The sequence below is a fragment of the Duganella levis genome, assembly GCF_009857605.1.
Taxonomy (GTDB): domain Bacteria; phylum Pseudomonadota; class Gammaproteobacteria; order Burkholderiales; family Burkholderiaceae_D; genus Rugamonas; species Rugamonas levis.
The window spans coordinates 100,906-119,130 of the sequence record NZ_WWCT01000007.1 but is presented as its reverse complement, the minus strand read 5'-3'; the positions used below and the strand labels follow the sequence as shown (position 1 = coordinate 119,130).

Sequence of the window (18,225 nt, the reverse complement as noted above, 5' to 3'; positions counted from 1 at the left end):
CAACTTAACTTGAGGTCAAGGAGATTTGATGGTTGCCAAAGAACTGGGCGTCGGCGAACTGGCGGAGCGTTCCGGCATCGCCGTCTCCGCGCTGCATTTTTATGAAGCCAAGGGCTTGATCCATTCTGTCCGCACCAGCGGCAACCAGCGCCGCTACGCGCGCTCGGTGTTGCGGCGGCTGGCCGTGATCAAGGTCGCGCAACGGGTTGGTCTGCCGCTGGCGGACATTGCGCGCGCACTGGATGCGTTGCCGTCCGGCCGCACGCCCACCGTCGCCGATTGGCGTCGTCTGTCGGCCGCGTGGAAGCAGGAACTGGAAGAGCGTATCAAGACGCTGACGCAGTTGCGCGATCAGCTGGATGGCTGCATCGGTTGCGGGTGCCTGTCACTGAAAGCCTGCCCGCTGCGCAATGCCGATGACGAGATGGCGCAGCAAGGCGCCGGACCGCATTTCGACTAGTTGCATTATTTTTTCTACAGGATTAGTATTTACACACCGTCGGCGGGTGTAGTCTGCACCCCCAACGGATGACCAGCGCGAACTCGGTTCCCTCAACCCTCTTCGCAATGGCGGCAGGTACGCAAGGTGCCTGAATGTTGATTCGTCCCACGCATAACACTTCCTCGATTGCTACGTGCAAGGCACGTTCACGTGGGTACGGATCATCGCGAGCTGTCAGTGAATTTCACCATTGGAGACAACCATGAAATATCCACTACTCGTTGCCGGCATCGTGCTGGCTTCATCCGCGCAAGCCGCCACCATCGACGCCAGGACGTTGACCGGCGCCAGCACGCCCTTGCAAACCGCGCAGTACGGCGTGCGCAACTACTCGGCGCCGGTACTGGTCAACGGCCTGCACGATCCGGCCAGTTACGCGGCGGCGCCCAAGCTGCCGGTATGGCAGTTTGCCGCCGCCGATCCCACCGGCGGCGTGCTGACCTTCGAACGCGATCCGGCGCCGGCCAGCGGCTGGCACGCGCAGTCGCGCAAAGGCGCGGTGCTGGTGACCGGCGGCGGCGCGGCCATCGCCAACCGCGTCTACACCGTGTACAACGGCCAGCAGCTGGTGGCTGCCATCAATGAAGCCGGCAACGATCCGAAGATCATCCGCGTGATCGGCCATATCGATCTGCGCTGGAGCCAGAACAACACCGTATTCCGCGAGTACACCAGCTATTCGGACCAGAAGTATGGCGGCTCGGTCGCGCTGCCGTCGAACACCACGCTGGTCGGCATCAACGACGCGCAGGGACGGCCGGCGCGCATCACCGGCACCGCGCTGCTGATCGGTGGCGAGCTGCCGTTGACGGCCGGCGGCGATCCCGAGACGGACTTCAAGAAGTGGATTGCCGATGGCAAGGATGGCGAGGACTATCCTACCTGGACCCGCAACGTCATCGTGCGTAACCTGGCGCTTGATACGCCGTGGGACGTGAACCCGGAGGATTCGGACAATGCTTACGCCGACGGCGTGACGGTGTCGCGCGGCCAGAACATCTACCTCGACCATCTGACCATCAGCGACGGCGATACGCCGGATTCGCTGGCCACTGGCACCTACGACACGCGTCACGACGGCGCGCTGGATGTGGTGCGCGGCAGCGACTACGTCACCATTGCCAACAGCTACTTCGCCAAGCACCACAAGACCACGCTGGTGGGCAATGGCGACTCTGGCCGGGCCTGGAGTGACGAGGGCCGATTGCATGTCACCTTCAACGGCAACTGGTGGAATGGCGCGACCACGCGTTTGCCGCTGAACCGCTATGGCCAGGTCCACCTGTTCAACAACCTGATCACCGGCAGCACCTCGACCAAGGACACCGACGTCAAATTCGAAAGTGGCACCGATGCGCGCTACCGGTCAAATATGCTGCTGGAGAACCAGTACTACAATTTCACTGGCCTGAAGGTGACGGAATTCTGCGGCAAGGCGATCAAAGGTAAAGACTTCATCGGCTTCCGCTCATCGGGCCACATCTTCACCAGCGACAAGTCGGGCACCAGCGCGGTGGATGGCCAATGCGGCTACGCACTGCCGCCAGCCGCCAGCCTGTGGACGCCGCCGTATGCGTACACGCTGCAAACCGCGACCGCAACGCTGACGGCCGTTCCCGCCAACGCCGGCGCGGGCAAGCTGTAAAGGCAGAATAGCTGCGCGCCGCCGGGAATTACAAGGGATTACAATAAATCGTTGTAAGTACAAACCCGGCGGCTTTTATGGCAAAGCGGCATAGTGAAAGTGTCGGATCGAGTCTAATAATTAGCTTTGAACGGTAAGTATCGTCCGCTCTGTCTGGGGGGATGTAATGTCGAGCGCGACTACTATTTTTAGTGATCAATGCTTTCAGCTTTACGGCAGATAATTGAGTGCCTGAATGGGCGTCAAAATAGGAATTTTTTGGTAGAGAACCAGGCTCAGCAGGTCTTTATCTCCTGACACGATGGCGTCTGCTTGTGCCTGAACGGCGCAAGCCAGGATGGCATCATCCTTTGGGTCTCTTGATACTTTCGGAATCAATGGTGGTAGCACCACGAGCAGCGCCAGGCGCCGATACTCGATCACGATGCGTCTTGCACTCTTGCCGCTGAGCGTCATCCTGGCTGCGAATTTTTGACGATGTAGGACGCCCAGCAATTCAAATAAGATCTCACGGCATGTACACGGAGTAAAGCGATTGGCACGGACTGCATCCATCAAAAGGTGCGGCGTCCCAAGCCACAGTGCACCTGAGATAACAGTGTTCGTATCAAGAACGAATCGCATTTTGATCTCGTCGGAATGCCCGTATTTCTTCCTGCACCTCCTCTGCACTCATGGGCACGTCGCCGGCAGCGGCTAGTGTTGGGGCGATACTGAGCAGGTATTCAGACGCGAGTTTGCGGACTTCAGCACGCAGGATTTCTGTGATCGTCTCAGGCTTTAGCAGCCCTAACTCCTCGACGTCTTGCGCCAGGTCTTCAGGTAGAGAAATTTGTAGGTTGACCATGATCGACTCCCGACATATTCGCTCAGTGTAGTCCTGATGCCCCGACAAGAGAAGGAGGCAAACATTGATTTACCTCCTTCTCTGTGAGTTCTACCTACATATTGCGGCGGTACTGGCCGCCGACTTCGAACAGCGCGGTGGTGATTTGGCCAAGGGAGCAGACGCGGACGGCGTCCATCAGTTTGTCGAACACGTTGGCGTTGTCGATGGCGGCTTGCTGCAGCGCTGCCAGCGCTTGCGGCGCTTCGGCGGCGTGGCGCGTATGGAAGTCTTCCAGGCGCTTGAGCTGCGATTGCTTTTCGTCGTCGGTGGAGCGGGCCAGTTCGATTTGCACCGGCGCTTCCACGCTCTTCGGATTGCGGAAGGTGTTGACGCCGATGATGGGCAGCGTGCCGTCGTGCTTCTGGTGCTCGTACAGCATCGACTCTTCCTGGATCTTGCCGCGCTGGTAGCCGGTTTCCATTGCACCGAGCACGCCGCCACGTTCGGCGATGCGTTCGAATTCCTGCAGCACCGCTTCTTCCACCATGTCGGTCAGTTCGTCCATGATGAACGAGCCCTGGTTGGGATTCTCGTTCTTGGCCAGGCCCCATTCGCGGTTGATGATCAATTGAATCGCCAGCGCGCGGCGTACCGATTCGTCGGTCGGCGTGGTGATGGCTTCGTCGTAGGCGTTGGTGTGCAGCGAGTTGCAGTTGTCGTAGATGGCGATCAGCGCTTGCAGCGTGGTGCGGATGTCGTTGAAGTCGATCTCCTGCGCGTGCAGCGAACGGCCCGAGGTCTGCACGTGGTACTTGAGTTTTTGCGAGCGGTCGTTGGCGCCGTATTTGTCGCGCATCGCCACTGCCCAGATACGGCGGGCGACGCGGCCCAGCACCGTGTATTCCGGGTCCATGCCATTCGAGAAGAAGAACGACAGGTTGGGTGCGAAGTCGTCGATGTGCATGCCGCGCGCCAGGTAGGCTTCTACAAAAGTGAAGCCGTTCGACAGTGTGAAGGCCAGCTGCGAGATCGGGTTCGCGCCCGCTTCGGCGATGTGGTAGCCGGAGATCGACACCGAGTAGAAGTTGCGCACCTGGTGGTGGACGAAGTATTCCTGGATGTCGCCCATTACCTTCAGCGAGAATTCGGTCGAGAAGATGCAGGTGTTCTGGCCCTGGTCTTCCTTGAGGATGTCCGCCTGCACGGTGCCGCGCACGTTTTGCAGTACCCATTCCTTGATCTTGACCGCTTCGTCGGCGCTCGGCTGGCGTTTGTTCTCTTCGACGAACTTGGCGATCTGCTGGTCGATAGCGGTGTTCATGAACATCGCCAGGATAGTCGGCGCCGGGCCGTTGATGGTCATCGAGACCGAGGTGCTTGGGCTGCACAGGTTAAAGCCGTCGTACAGAACCTTCATGTCGTCCAGCGTGGCGATGGAGACGCCCGAGTTGCCGACCTTGCCGTAGATGTCCGGACGCAGCGCCGGATCGGCGCCGTACAAGGTGACCGAGTCGAACGCAGTGGACAGGCGCTTGGCATCCATGCCGGTGGAGACCAGCTTGAAGCGGCGGTTGGTGCGGAAGGCGTCACCTTCGCCGGCGAACATGCGGGTTGGGTCTTCACCTTCGCGCTTGAAGGCGAACACGCCGGCGGTGAAGGGGAAGGAACCCGGCACGTTTTCCAGCATCAGAAAGCGCAGGATTTCGCCGTGATCTTCGTAGCGCGGCAGCGCCACCTTGCGGATGCGCGTGCCGGACAGCGTTTGCTGAACGAGGCGCGTGCGGATTTCCTTGTCGCGGATTTTCACCACATAGTCGTCGCCGGCGTAGTTGGCTTGCATGTCGGGCCATTGAGCCAGCAGTTTTTTCGCGCCGCCGTCCATCTCGGCATCGCGTTCGGCGATCAGGTCATCGAAGTCGGCCGACTTGTGGGCGATGGCCAGCATGCGTTTCGATTCGCTCAGTTGCTGGCGTTCGCGCGCCAGCGTGACCTGCTTGCGCGTGAAGCGATGGTAGCCGCGCACGGTGTCGGCAATCTCCGCCAGATAGCGCGCGCGGGCTGGCGGCACGATCACGTGCTTGCCGCTGGAGTGGTGCACGTCCGTCGCCAGCAGCTTGCCTGCCTGCGCCTTCAGGCCGAATTGCGCCAGCTTGGGCAGCAGGCCTTGATACAGCGCGGTCACGCCATCGTCATTGAAACGTGACGCTTGCGTGCCGTAGACCGGCATTTCTTCCGGACGCTTGCTCCACAGTTCGCGGTTGCGCTGGTACTGCTTGGCGACGTCGCGCAGCGCGTCCTGCGCGCCTTTGCGGTCAAACTTGTTGATGGCGATGAAGTCGGCGAAATCGAGCATGTCGATTTTTTCCAGCTGCGAGGCGGCGCCGAATTCCGGCGTCATTACGTACATCGACACATCCACATGCGGCACGATGGCGGCGTCGCCCTGGCCGATGCCTGAGGTTTCAACGATCACCAGGTCAAAGCCAGTTACCTTGCAGGCGGCGATAACGTCGGGCAGCGCTTGCGAAATTTCGGAGCCGGCTTCGCGCGTGGCCAGGGAGCGCATGAACACATGCGACTGTCCGGCCCATGGATTGATGGCGTTCATGCGGATACGGTCGCCCAGCAGCGCGCCGCCGGATTTGCGGCGCGACGGATCGATCGAGATGATGGCGATGTTCAGTGTATCGCCCTGGTCGAGGCGGATGCGGCGTATCAGTTCATCGGTCAGCGAGGATTTGCCGGCGCCGCCGGTGCCGGTGATGCCGAGCGTTGGCACCGGCAGGTCTGCGGCGGCGGCCAGCAGTTCGGCACGCAGCGCTGGCGCGGCCTTTTCGTTTTCCAGTGCTGTGATCAACTGCGCCAGCGGGCGGTGGCGACCGGCGACGTCGGCGCCTTCGCGCAGCGGTGCCAGCGAGGTAGGGGAGTATTGCGACAGGTCGATATCGCACTGCTGCACCATCCACTGGATCATGCCGACGAGGCCCATGCGCTGGCCGTCTTCGGGGCTGAAGATCTTGGTTACGCCGTATGCGTGCAGTTCTTCGATTTCGCTCGGGACGATGACGCCGCCGCCGCCGCCGAATACTTTGATGTGCGCGCCGCCGCGCTGGCGCAGCAGGTCGATCATGTATTTGAAGTATTCGACGTGGCCACCCTGGTAGCTGGAGATGGCGATGCCTTGCACGTCTTCCGCCAGCGCGGCGGTGACCACTTCGTCCACCGAGCGGTTATGGCCGAGGTGGACGACTTCCACGCCGTTCGATTGCAGGATGCGGCGCATGATGTTGATCGAGGCGTCGTGGCCGTCGAACAGTGAGGCGGCGGTGACGAAGCGAACTTTGTTCTGCACGCGCGGCTCGTCAGCGACGGCCGCGAGTTTCGGAGTCGAGAGATCGTTCATTGGTGTCCCTAATAATATTTTTTATCGATTATATGACGTTTACGTTAACGTCAAGCTGCGCGTTTGTGGCTGAACTGTGTCAGCAGGCGGGCCCTCTCGGTACGGAAGGTGGCGACAGCCTTTTCCTTCACGTGCCCGAAGCCGCGCACTTTCTCCGGCAGCGCAGCCAGTTCGACCGCCGTCGCGTGGTTGTCCGCGTTCAGTTGGCCGATCAACGCCGTCACCATCTCGCGATACTCACCGATCAGCGCGCGCTCCATCCTGCGTTCTTCGGTGTAGCCGAAGATATCGAAAGCGCCACCGCGCAGGCCTTTGAATTTGGCCAGCATCTTGAAAGCGCTCCACATCCACGAACCAAATTCCGCCTTCACCAGATGGCCCTTGGCGTCCTTCTTCGCCAATAGTGGCGGTGCCAGGTTGAACTTGACGCTGAAGTTGCCCTCGAACTGCTGCTGCAATTGCTCGACAAAGCGGCCATCGGTGTACAAGCGTGCCACTTCGTATTCGTCCTTGTAGGCCATCAGCTTGAAGTAGGACTTGGCGACGGCGCTGGAGAGCTTGTTGCCCAGGCTGAGCGAGGTTTCTTTCGCACGCACCTGCGCCACCAGTTCCGAGTAGGTGCTGGCGTAGGCGGCGTTCTGGTACGAAGTGAGGAACTCCATGCGCTTGGCGATGATGCTGTCCAGGCTTTGCGGCATTTGCAGCACGATAGGCTGCGCCGGCGTGGCGGTGCGTTCGACGCGCTTCAGGTCCACGGCGGCGCGGCGGCCCCACAGGAGGCTCTTCTTGTTCGACGCCACCGCCACGCCATTCAGCTCAATCGCGCGCAGCAGCGATTCTTCTTTCAGCGGGATGCGGCCGCGTTGCCAGGCGTAGCCCAGCATGAACAGGTTGGCGGCGATCGAGTCGCCCATCAGCGCGGTGGCCAGCTTGGTGGCGTCGATGAAATCGGCCGCACCTTCGCCGACTGATTCCTCGATCAGCGCGCGTACGTCGGCGGCGGGATATTCCCAGTCGGCGTTCTGCGCGAAGGTGCCGGGTGGCTGCTCGTGCAGGTTGACGATGGCCAGCGTGCGACCAGGACGCATCTTCGATACTGCATCGGCGGCGCCGGCGGTCAGCATGTCGCAGCCGAGGACCACGTCGGCTTCGCCTGTGGCGATGCGCTGTGCGCGCAGGTGCGATGGCGTGCGCGCGATCTTCACGTGCGAGGTCACCGAGCCGTTTTTCTGCGACATGCCGGTCATGTCCAGCACCGAGGCGCCTTTGCCTTCGATGTGCGCGGCCATGCCCATCAGCGCGCCGACCGTGATCACGCCGGTGCCGCCGATACCGTTGATCAGGATGTTGTACGGGTGTTCGCAGTCCGGCAGCGTTGGCGCTGGCAGTTCATCCCAGCCGTCATCGCTCGACGTAGCACCGGCTTTGGATTTCTTCAGCGCGCCGCCTTCCACCGTAACGAAGCTTGGGCAGAAGCCCTTCACGCAGGAGTAGTCCTTGTTGCAGGACGACTGGTCGATGGTGCGCTTGCGGCCGAATTCCGTTTCCTTCGGCAGGATGGAGACGCAGTTGGATTGAATGCCGCAGTCGCCACAGCCCTCGCATACTGCTTCGTTGATGACCATGCGCTTGGCGATGTCCGGATACGCGCCGGTTTTGCGGCGGCGGCGCTTTTCGGCGGCGCAGGTTTGGTCGTAGATCAGCACCGAAACGCCAGATATTTCGCGCAGCTCGCGCTGCACTGCATCCATGTCTTTGCGGTCGTGCAGCGATACATTGGAAGGCAGCGCCGAATGGTCGCTGTAGCGCGACAGGTCTTCCGTCACCAGTGCGATGCGTTTGACGCCTTCAGCCGCCATCTGCTGCGCGATCATCGGCACCGAGGTCTGGCCGTCCACCGGCTGGCCGCCGGTCATGGCGACGGCGTCGTTGTAGAGGATCTTGTAGGTCATGTTGACCTTGGCCGCCACCGCCGCGCGGATCGCCAGATAGCCGGAGTGGAAGTAGGTACCGTCGCCCAGATTCTGGAACACGTGTGGAATCTTCGAGAACGCGGCCTGGCCGATCCACGGCGCACCTTCGCCGCCCATGTGCGTGGTCAGCTTGTTGAATTCCGGGTAGATCGAGGTGGCCATCACGTGGCAGCCGATGCCGGCCAGCGCGAAGGAACCATCCGGCACTTTGGTCGACGTATTGTGCGGGCATCCGGAGCAGTAGAAGGCCGGGCGGAAGGGCGTGTTGATGGCCTTCTTCAGCACCGCATCCTTGGCGTCGAGGAAGGTCAGGCGGGCCTTGATCTGGTCGTGGATGTTGGCGTCGCTGATGTAACGCTCCACGCGGCTGGCGATCACGCGCGCCACTTGCGACACCGAGAAGTCGGCCTTCGGCGGCAGCAGCCATTCGCCGCGCGGCGCCACCCACTCGCCCTTGTCGTCGAATTTGCCGACCACGCGCGGACGCACGTCGTCACGCCAGTTGTACAGCTGTTCCTTCAACTGGTATTCGACGAACTGGCGCTTCTCTTCCACCACCAGGATTTCGTCCAGACCCTGCGCGAATTCGCGCACGCTGTCCGGCTCCAGCGGCCATGGCATGGCGACCTTGAACAGGCGCAGGCCGACCTTGGCGGCCATGGCTTCATCGATGCCCAGTTCTTCCAGCGCTTCCAGCACATCCAGATACGATTTGCCGGAAGCGATGATACCCAGCTTGGCGTCTGGAGAATCGATGGTGGTGTGATTCAGTTTGTTCTCGCGCGCATAGGCCAGTGCGGCGTAGATTTTGTAGTCCTGCATCAGCGCTTCCTGATTGCGCGCCTGCTGGCCCAGTGGCACGGACGACAGGCGGGCATTCAGGCCGCCGGCCGGCATGACGAAGTCCTTCGGTATCCTGGTCTCCACGCGGAACGGATCGGCGTCGATCGAGGCCGACGATTCCACCGTGTCGGCCAGCGCCTTGAAGGCCACCGCGCAGCCGGAGAAGCGCGACATGGCCCAGCCATGGATGCCGAGGTCCAGATACTCCTGCACATTGCAAGGGTAGAGCACCGGCACCATGCAGGCCGAGAAGATGTGGTCCGACTGGTGCGGCAGCGTGGACGAATACGCGCCATGGTCATCGCCCGCCACCAGCAGCACGCCGCCGTGCCTGGCGGTGCCGGCGTGGTTCATGTGCTTGAAGACGTCGCCGCAGCGGTCCACGCCCGGCCCTTTGCCGTACCACATGGCGAACACGCCGTCGTATTTGGATTCGCCGATCAGGTCCACCTGCTGCGATCCCCAGACGGCCGTTGCGGCCAGATCCTCGTTCACGCCCGGCACAAACTGCACGTTGTGCGCTTCCAGATGCGGCTTGGCCTTCCACAGGTTTTCGTCCAGCCCGCCCAGCGGCGAGCCGCGGTAGCCGGAAATGAAGCCGGCGGTGTTCAGCCCGGCGGTCTTGTCGCGTGCGTGCTGGATCATCGGCAGGCGCACCAGCGCCTGGATGCCGGACAGGAAGATTTTGCCGTTGGTGGAAGTGTACTTGTCGTCGAGGCTCACGGACGTGAGGGTGCTGGCGCCGTCTGGCATGGTGGTGTCTCCGTTTTTGGTATCAGATCGCGCTTGGACTGGAGGACGCCGGGTAAGCGAGCCAGGCACAAGCCATGGTGCCGCATTGTTAGCGGCTTGGTCCCAGTATGGGCGCGAGTTGACGTATACGGAAATACCGTTTGCCGATGGGGGTATAAGAATAACTTATATGGGTGTAGCACCCGGCCACAGCCCATCCACGCACAACCTTTCGCTGACCTGGCGCACCAATCTGCTGATGGCGGTGGCCGCATTGGTCAGCGGGATGTTGCGGGAATAACACAGTACGACCGTGCGGGAAATTGACGGTTGGTCGATGCGCTGGGCGCGCAAGGTGCCGCGTTGCAGCTCGTCCAGGACAGGCGCGGACGGCAGCAAGGTCGCGCCCATGTCCGCCAGCAAGGCGGATTTGAGGATGGCGATGGAGTTGATCTCGATCACGTTGCCGACGGTCAGGCCGGCGGCGCGCGCCACGCTCTCGATGCGCGGCCGCACGCCGTGTTGCAATCCCGGCAGGATCAGCGTAGTGGCCAGTGCCTGCTGCAGCGTGAGTGACTGCTCACCCTCGCCGTAAGGCCGATCGGTTCGGCAGATAAAGCGCAGTTCTTCCTCTACCAACGGCGTGGTGGCGAACTGGCCGAGCTGGCCATCGTCAAACAGCACGGCCAGGTTGAGACGGCCGGATTTGAGCTGGTCGCCCAGGTTGCCGGTCAATTCCTCGGTCAGTTGCAGCGTGATTTCCGGATACTGGGCCCGGGTGGCGGTCAGCAGCGGCAGCGCCAGCGCGCCGGAGATGCTGTGCGGCAGCCCCAGCGTGACGGCGCCGCTGGGCCGCTCGGCCGACTGCGCCACAGCGGAACGGGCATCCGCCACCTGCTTGAGGATGGCCTGGGCGTGTTCGTAGAACACCTTGCCGGCGTCGGTGCTGAGCACGCCCTGGGCGGAGCGGTGCAGCAATTGCACCCCCAGTTCCTCCTCCAGCTGGCGCAGCTGCTGGGTGAGCGCGGGCTGGGCGACGTGCAGGATCAGCGCCGCCCGGGACAGCGATCCGTGGTCGACGATGGCAACAAAATAGCGCAGCTGACGAAGTTCCATATCCAATAAGTAAGGGGTAGAGACTTGCTTAAAAGTAGTTGTAGTTGTAAATTTGATCCCCGTGGGAAACACAGTTTGTTATACTGCTTGCATCGCGGGTCGTCTTCCAGCCCCTATTCTGATGGGTATACGCATGTTAAAGAAAGTCGATTCTTCTCAGCTGAAAGTGGGCATGTATATTCATGACCTGAGCTGCGACTGGATGACCCATCCTTTCGTGCGCAACCGCTTCCTGATCACCACCCACGATGAAATCCGCAAGATCCTCAATGCCGGCATCCACGACGTTGTCATAGACAGCTCCAAGGGGCTGGATGTGCAGGATGCGCCGACCGTGGCCGAAGCGCAAGCCGCCACCGAACGCGAGATCGTCGAAATCGTCGCCAAGGCGCCGGTGCAAACCCGGGTATCGCTGGGCGAAGAGATGCAGCGGGCGGTGCAGATCCGCCATCAGGCGTCGACGCTGGTGCGCACGGTGATGCAGGATGCCCGTCTCGGCAAGGCGATCGAGCTGGACCAGGTGCAGCCGGTGGTGCAGAACATCACCGAGTCGATCCTGCGCAATCCCGGCGCGCTGGTCGGGCTGCTGCGGATCAAGAACAAGGACGATTACACCTTTTTGCACTCGGTGAGCGTATGCACGCTGCTGGTGGCGTTCTGCCGCTCGCGCAATATTCCGGCCGATGTCACCCATCAGGCCGGCCTGGGCGGGCTGCTGCATGACACCGGCAAAGCGCTGGTGCCGGACGCCATCCTCAACAAACCGGGACCGCTGACCGACGAAGAATTCGCCATCATCAAGAAGCACCCGGAAGATGGCTACAAGATCCTGAAGCAAACGCCGGAGATCGGCCCGATTCCGCTGGATATCACGCTGCACCATCACGAGCGGCGCGACGGCAGCGGTTATCCGGGCAAGCAGGCCAACGACGACATCAGCGAATTGGCGCAGATGGCCGCGATTGTCGACGTGTACGACGCCATTACGGCCGATCGCTGCTATCACAAGGGCATGTCGGCGGCGGCGGCGCTGCGCAAGATTTATGAGTGGAGCAAGTTCCACTTCAACCCGACCTATGCGCAGGAATTCATGCGTTGCGTGGGGATTTATCCGGTGGGCACCATGGTGCTGCTGGAGTCGGGGCGCTTGGGAGTAGTGGTGGAGCCGCATGAGACCAATCTGCTGGCGCCCAAGGTCAACGTGTTCTTCCATACCAAGAAGAATGTCTACATCAAGCCGGAAACCGTGGATCTGTCGCGCGGGCTGGGCTTTGGCGGCGGCGATAAAATCGTCGGCCACGAATCGCCCGCCAAGTGGAACGTCGATCCGATGCGCTTCCTGAGTGTGGCGTAAGCCTTAGAAGAATTCAGCCGTATCGTTGGACTCGATGGCTTGCAGCAGGCCGCCAGTGACCAGTTCGTCGTAGTGGCAGACCAGGTTGCGGCCGTGACTCTTGGCGTAGTACAGCGCCTGGTCGGCATGGCCGAGAATGATCACCGGCGCCTCCAGCGCGCTGATGCTGACAAAGCCCACACTCACCGTCACCTTGCCCACTTGCGGGAAGTCGTGCCCCGCCACGTTCATGCGGAAGCGTTCGATGATTTTCTTGGCGTCGTCCAGCGTGGCCGAGCGCAGCAGCACGACGAATTCCTCGCCGCCGAAACGGAACACGCGGTCTTGCGCGCGGAATGACGAGGTCAGCAGGTTGGCGATCAGGATCAGCACTTCATCGCCGTACAAATGGCCGAAACGGTCATTAACGTGCTTGAAATGGTCGACATCCACCACGGCCAGCCATTGCTTCTCTTCCTGGCGGTGGAAGCGGCGTTCCGGTTCGCCCGGCAGCGTCAGCGCGTCCTGTTCGGTGCTGGCAGCCAGCATCTTGGACAGCTGGTCGTCAAAGGTCTTGCGGTTGAGCAGGCCGGTCAGCGAATCGCGTTCGCTGTAGTCCAGCAGGTTCTGGAAATTGCGGTAGACACTGACGATGCCGCCAATGACGTGAATGGTTTCCTTGGTGTACGGCGTCGGGTTGACGATTTCCAGGCAGGTATCGGCCTTGTCGCCCAGCCAGATCGGCAGCCATAGCGTGTGCTCGTCGGCTTCGTTGGCGACATCGGCGCCGGATTCGTGGCGCGCGATGCATTGGGCCAGCGCCGGGAACAGGTCAATGGAATCGCCCGGATGCTGCTGGTCCGAGGTATCGACCATGCGCGCAGCTTCGCCTGCGCTGATGATGGCGCGTGGTCGGACAAATACCTTCCCCCTAACCGTGGCAAGCGTCAACACACGGACCTGGGTGGCGTGAGCAAGCTCCTGCACCGCCGAAATCACCGAGATGTCGAGCATCGTGTGATCGCGGTGACCGGTCATGTCCACCATGTGTTTCAGTAGGGAATCCATTTGCCTTTCCAAAAAACAGCTGGTCAGCATAATAGCTTTTTGCAATCAAGGCAATTCTTGTGTGCTAAAAAAAACCTACATAAATGAAGAATGAGACCTTTTTCCGACAATCGACTTCATCATAGACTAAAAAAGATTCCGTATGGAAAACTTGCGTGACGTCAACTCTTATAAATTTGCGGTCCGTATAGTGGAACGCAATGGCGCAGAACAGCGCGCCAGAGGTTTTCATCAACCAAGCAAGGAGTACGACATGAACTCGCTGATTGCAATTGCAAAAGAGTTTGCGCGCGACGAGGACGGTATCACGGCAATTGAATACGGCTTGATCGCGGCGACCATGGTGGCCGCCGTGGTGGCCGCGTTCGGTTTCCTGACGCCGGCGCTGAGCGATGCGTTCCAGGCCATCGGTAACAAGATCAAATCGCCGTAAACAGTAGCAGGCTTTCCAGCCGCAGCCAGGCTGGAAAGTCTTTCCGTGGAGAAATTTCATGCTGAACGCGATTGAAGTCATTCTGATCTGCCTGGTGACGCAGGCGGCGCTGACCGATCTGGCCATGCGCAAGATTCCCAACGTGCTGGTGCTGAGCGGTTTGCTGCTGGCGCTGCTGTTGCACCTGCTGGGCGGGCCGCCGTGGGCGCCGCTATCGCAATGGCTGGCCGGCATCCTCGCCGGTTTTTTTTTATTCCTGCCCCTGTACCTGCTGCGCGGCATGGCCGCCGGCGACGTCAAGCTGATGGCGATGGTGGGCGGTTTCACCGGGCCGGGGCTGGCGCTGCACATCGCCGCGCTGTCCTACCTGATTGGCGGCGTGATAGCGTTGCTGATGTTGGTCGCCAGCGGACGCTGGCGCGACAGCGCCCGTAATCTGTGGCAGATCTGCAAGCCGCTGCTGTTGCGCCTGCTCGGCGTGCCGCTACAGCCGGTGCCGCTGGCGCCGACTGCCAGTGTCGGCGGCATTCCGTATGGCGTGGCGATCGCGCTCGGCACGGCCGGTATGCTGGCCTGGACCCATCACTGACCAGGGCTTGCTGCACGTCAATGTCCGAGGGGCAAGGGCTGGATAGACTAATTCCATACCGAAATTAGTGCCTTGTGGAGATAACGATGCTTGCCCTCGAACCCCCATCCCCCTACACCCAGCTGCTGGACGCCGAACCGGATGCAATGCTGCCGCCACCGCCGAAATCGGTGCGCGACACCGGCCTGCCGCAGCAACTGATTGTGGAGCTGATCGCCAAGGCGCTGTACCAGAGTGGAAAAAGCCACCTGCCGGTGCTGACCACCAGACTGCACCTGTCGATCAACGTGCTGCGCGAAGTGCTGGATTTCATGGTGGCGGAACACGTGGTGGAAGTGGCGTGGCGCGGCGAGTCGGACCTCGACGTGCAGTACCAGCTGACCGGCGCCGGCAAACAGCGCGCCGCCACGTGGCTGGAGCGCAGTCCATACGCCGGGCCGGCGCCGGTCACGCTGGAAGCTTACCGCGCCATGGTCGAGCGCCAGGCCAGGCAGTTGCCGCAGCCGTGCGCCGATGAACTGGCGGCCGAATTTGCCGACGACTTTCTGACACCGGCGGTGCAGCGCATGCTGGGCACCGCCATGCATGCCGGTCGCAGCGTGCTGCTGTACGGCCCCTCCGGCAGCGGCAAGTCGACGCTGGCGCGCCGCTTGGGCACCTTGCAGCAAGGGTTGGTGGCGGTGCCGCATGCGCTGGTGGTGGGACAGGACATCGTGCAGGTGTATGACGCGGCGGTGCACCGCGCGCCGCTGGCGCGCCAGATGCGGCAGACGCCCGAGCGCCGCAGCAGCGATCCGCGCTGGGTGCTGTGCCAGCGTCCTGTGGTGGCGCTGGATGGCGCGCTGGATGCCGAGATGCTGGACCTGCAAGCGGATGCGGCCAGCGGCTGCTATCGCGCGCCGCCGCAGCTGAAGGCCAACAACGGTTTGCTGATCGTCGATGATCTGGGCCGCCAGCGTTTGCCGGCCGCCGAATTGCTGAACCGTTTCGCGCAGGCGCAGGAGGCCGAGCGCAGTGTGCTGTCGGTGGCGGGCGGCTATCACTTCCAGGTGCCCTGCCGTTTGCGGCTGGTGTTTGCCACCAGCCTGCCGCCATCGGCGCTGCTGGACGAGCCGGCGCTGCGCCGCGTCGGCTACAAGATTCCGGTGGACGCGCTGAGCGCCGCCAATTACCGCACGCTGTTCCGCCAGCAGTGTCTGAGCATGGGTGTGGTGTATGACGAGGCGGGCCTGCGCTATCTGCTGGATGAACTGCACGCGGGTTGCGGCCTGCCGCTGCTGGCCTGCTATCCGCGCGAGATCATCGGCCGGGTGGCGGATTTTGCCGGCTACATGGGCGAGCCGGCGCGCATTTCCATCGCCACGCTGGACCAGGCCTGGATCAGCATGTTCGCCGGCGGTGGCGGCGCCACCGGAACGCGCGCGGCGGACGATGACGTCGGGATGCGGATAGCATGAAGAATCGGCGCGCACTGTTGATGATGGCGTTGGCCGTCGTATTCGGCCTGGCGGCGGTGGCGCTGGCCTCGCGCTGGCTGCTGCGGCAGACGCCGGGCGGCTCGAACAAGATCGTGGTGGCGGCGCAGGACGTCAATCTGGGCCAGCGCCTGACGCCGGAGATGCTCAAGCAGATCGACTGGCCATCCGACACGCTGCCGCGCGGGGCGCTGCGCGATGGCGGCAAGCTGGTTGGCCGCGTGCTGAAAAACAGTGTGCTGCGCGACGAGCCGTTGAGTGAGGCCAAGCTGGCGCCGGCCGGCACGCTGGGCGGCCTGTCGGCGCTGATCGCCGAAGGCAAGCGCGCCATCACCGTGCGGGTCAACGATGTGGTGGGCGTTGCCGGCTTCGCGTTGCCGGGGAATTTTGTCGACATCATCGTCAACACGCAGGCCAATGACAGCGCCATCTCCAAGATTGTGCTGGAGCGGATACTGGTGCTGGCCGTGGCGCAGGAAGTGGGGCGCGATGAGACCAAGCCGCGCGTGGTCAATGCCGTCACGCTGGAGGTGACGCCGGCGCAGGCCGAGAACCTGGATCTGGCGCGCAGCGTGGGCACCTTGTCGCTGGCGCTGCGCAACCAGGTCGATCCGCGTCCCGGCACCACGGACGGCGCGACCAAGGGTACGCTGCTTGGCATGCAGAAGCCTGCCGCTGCGGCGCCGCCCGCCCAGCCACCGGCATTGGCGCCGGCGCCGGCGCCGGTGGCGGCCAGGCCGCGCGTGCAGGTAGCCACCGCTGCGCCGCGCGCCTGTGTGGGTGTGATCGCAGGCGTGCATCGCACGCAGGAATGCCTGTGAGAGCACCATGGACCTTCATCATCACGCATGGGCGCTGTTTGCCGCCGCGCTGACATTGGGCGGACCGGTGTGGGCCGCCGGGCCGGCCGCACCGTTATCAACCGACGGTCCCGGCCTGCGCTGCACCGGCCAGGCGGCGCAACCGGGCAGCTTGTCGCTGCAACTGGGGAAGTCCACTTTGATGCGCATGCCGGAAGCGGTGCAGGCGCGCAGTGTCGGCAACCCTGCCGTCTTGCAGGCGATGCTGGTGGCGCCGGACACACTGTACGTGGTGGGCGTCGACATCGGCAGCAGCAATATGATCGTGCAAGGCCGCAGCGGCATGTGCAACGTGGTCGAAGTGGTGGTCGGCATCGATCCCACCGCCTTGCAGCAGGCTTTGGCCGCGCTGCTGCCGGATCAGAAAAATATTCAGGTCAGCGCCGCCGGCGACACGCTGGTCCTGAGCGGCACCGTCGATGATGCGCCGACCGTCGCGCGGGTGCTGGAACTGGCTGCCGCCTTCGTGCGCCGTCCGGCGCAGGCTTTGGAAGGCGCGCGGCGCGAAGGTGCGGATTCCAACGCCGCCACGCAAACCGCCAACGCCTCCGCCGCGCAAGCCAGCACGCGCATCGTCAACTTCCTCAACGTCGGCGCACCACAACAGGTGATGCTGGAAGTGAAAATCGCCGAGGTCTCCAAGTCCCTGTTGGAAAAGTTGGAAGCCAACCTCGCGCTCAATTTCGGCGGCGGCAGCTGGGCCGGTGCGCTCAACACCAACTTTGTCAGTGGCACGCTGAAAAGCCTGCTGAATATCGGCCGCGCCAGCGGCAATCATGGCGGCATCGCCGCCGACAAGCAGGACGCGCTGGTGCGCATGCTGGCCGAACCCACGGTGATGGCGATCAGCGGGCAGGAAGGCAGCTTCCTCGCCGGCGGCCGCATCTTCGTGCCGGTCGCACAGGACAACAACAAGGTCACGCTGGAGGAAAAAGAATTCGGCGTCGGCCTGCGCTTCACGCCCACGGTACTGGCGGGCGGCCGCATCAACCTGCGGGTGGCGCCGGAGGTATCCGAGATTTCGCGCGAAGGGATCGGCATTACCGCCGCCGGCTTTTCCGGCGCCGCCATCCTGCCGCTGTTCACCACGCGCCGCGCCGCCACCACCGTCGAACTGTTCGATGGCCAGAGTTTCGCCATCGGCGGCCTGATTAAAAACAGCCAGACCAACAGCATCCACGGCCTGCCCATCCTGGGCGAGCTGCCGGTGCTCGGTGCGCTGTTCCGCAGCACCGACTTCCAGCAGGACCGCACCGAGCTGCTGTTTGTCGTCACACCCCACTTGGTGCAACCGCTACCGGCCAACTACAAACTGCCGACCGACAGTGTTACCCCGCCAAGCCGCGCCAGGTTGCTCCTCGGCGGCCAGCTGGAAGGTGCGCCGCCGGAGCAGGGCACGGAACGCAAATAACCAGGGAATGACT

General features: G+C 62.4%; 14 protein-coding genes. 8 read left to right on the top strand and 6 right to left on the bottom strand.

Features of this window, described 5'->3' with window-relative positions; all coding sequences use genetic code 11:
• Positions 1-28 precede the first annotated feature (28 nt).
• The gene (soxR, locus tag GTP69_RS11330; RefSeq protein WP_110846214.1) at positions 29-460 is read left to right on the top strand and encodes a redox-sensitive transcriptional activator SoxR; all 432 of its coding nucleotides are present in this window, start codon (positions 29-31) and stop codon (positions 458-460) included.
• Positions 461-704: 244 nt separating this feature from the next.
• Complete coding sequence (locus GTP69_RS11325; RefSeq protein WP_161055005.1) at positions 705-2,147, top strand: pectate lyase family protein; 1,443 nt, start codon at positions 705-707, stop codon at positions 2,145-2,147.
• 210 nt (positions 2,148-2,357) lie between these two features.
• Here the strand turns inward: GTP69_RS11325 and GTP69_RS11320 are convergent, their stop codons facing one another.
• The 5 genes from GTP69_RS11320 to GTP69_RS11300 form a co-directional block, all read right to left on the bottom strand.
• A complete protein-coding gene (locus GTP69_RS11320) occupies positions 2,358-2,771 on the bottom strand; it encodes a putative toxin-antitoxin system toxin component, PIN family (protein WP_161055004.1) in 414 nt (137 codons plus the stop codon).
• Positions 2,755-2,994: a hypothetical protein gene (locus GTP69_RS11315; protein WP_161055003.1), complete on the bottom strand. Its 240-nt coding sequence runs from the start codon at positions 2,992-2,994 to the stop codon at positions 2,755-2,757. Before GTP69_RS11315 ends, GTP69_RS11320 begins: the two co-directional genes overlap by 17 nt.
• A 94-nt stretch (positions 2,995-3,088) precedes the next feature.
• Complete coding sequence (icmF, locus tag GTP69_RS11310) at positions 3,089-6,379, bottom strand: fused isobutyryl-CoA mutase/GTPase IcmF (protein ID WP_161055002.1); 3,291 nt, start codon at positions 6,377-6,379, stop codon at positions 3,089-3,091.
• Positions 6,380-6,429: 50 nt separating this feature from the next.
• Entirely contained in the window at positions 6,430-9,948 is a 3,519-nt protein-coding gene (locus GTP69_RS11305; protein ID WP_161055001.1) for an indolepyruvate ferredoxin oxidoreductase family protein, read from the bottom strand.
• A gap of 165 nt (positions 9,949-10,113) precedes the next feature.
• Positions 10,114-11,043, bottom strand: a complete 930-nt coding sequence (locus GTP69_RS11300; RefSeq protein WP_161055000.1) for a LysR substrate-binding domain-containing protein — start codon at positions 11,041-11,043, stop codon at positions 10,114-10,116.
• A gap of 133 nt (positions 11,044-11,176) precedes the next feature.
• On the opposite strand from GTP69_RS11300, the gene GTP69_RS11295 reads away from it, so the two are divergent.
• Positions 11,177-12,397 carry an HD-GYP domain-containing protein gene (locus GTP69_RS11295; RefSeq protein WP_161054999.1) on the top strand — a complete coding sequence of 407 codons (1,221 nt, stop codon included), beginning with the start codon at positions 11,177-11,179 and terminating at the stop codon, positions 12,395-12,397.
• A 3-nt stretch (positions 12,398-12,400) separates the two neighbouring features.
• On the opposite strand, the gene GTP69_RS11290 is transcribed toward GTP69_RS11295, so the two are convergent.
• Positions 12,401-13,444 carry a GGDEF domain-containing protein gene (locus GTP69_RS11290; protein ID WP_161054998.1) on the bottom strand — a complete coding sequence of 348 codons (1,044 nt, stop codon included), beginning with the start codon at positions 13,442-13,444 and terminating at the stop codon, positions 12,401-12,403.
• Between the two features lie 253 nt (positions 13,445-13,697).
• On the opposite strand from GTP69_RS11290, the gene GTP69_RS11285 reads away from it, so the two are divergent.
• The 5 genes from GTP69_RS11285 to GTP69_RS11265 all read left to right on the top strand — a co-directional run bounded on the left by GTP69_RS11285 (position 13,698) and on the right by GTP69_RS11265 (position 18,212).
• Positions 13,698-13,877: a Flp family type IVb pilin gene (locus tag GTP69_RS11285; RefSeq protein ID WP_161054997.1), complete on the top strand. Its 180-nt coding sequence runs from the start codon at positions 13,698-13,700 to the stop codon at positions 13,875-13,877.
• A gap of 58 nt (positions 13,878-13,935) precedes the next feature.
• Positions 13,936-14,466, top strand: coding sequence for an A24 family peptidase (locus GTP69_RS11280; RefSeq protein ID WP_161054996.1), 531 nt, complete (start codon positions 13,936-13,938; stop codon positions 14,464-14,466).
• Positions 14,467-14,552: 86 nt separating this feature from the next.
• Positions 14,553-15,923, top strand: a complete 1,371-nt coding sequence (locus GTP69_RS11275; protein WP_229260902.1) for a DUF8689 domain-containing protein — start codon at positions 14,553-14,555, stop codon at positions 15,921-15,923.
• Positions 15,920-16,762: a Flp pilus assembly protein CpaB gene (gene cpaB / locus GTP69_RS11270; RefSeq protein ID WP_161054995.1), complete on the top strand. Its 843-nt coding sequence runs from the start codon at positions 15,920-15,922 to the stop codon at positions 16,760-16,762. The genes GTP69_RS11275 and cpaB overlap by 4 nt, the downstream gene beginning before the upstream one ends.
• 7 nt (positions 16,763-16,769) lie before the next feature.
• Positions 16,770-18,212: a type II and III secretion system protein family protein gene (locus GTP69_RS11265; RefSeq protein ID WP_161054994.1), complete on the top strand. Its 1,443-nt coding sequence runs from the start codon at positions 16,770-16,772 to the stop codon at positions 18,210-18,212.
• Positions 18,213-18,225: the final 13 nt, after the last annotated feature.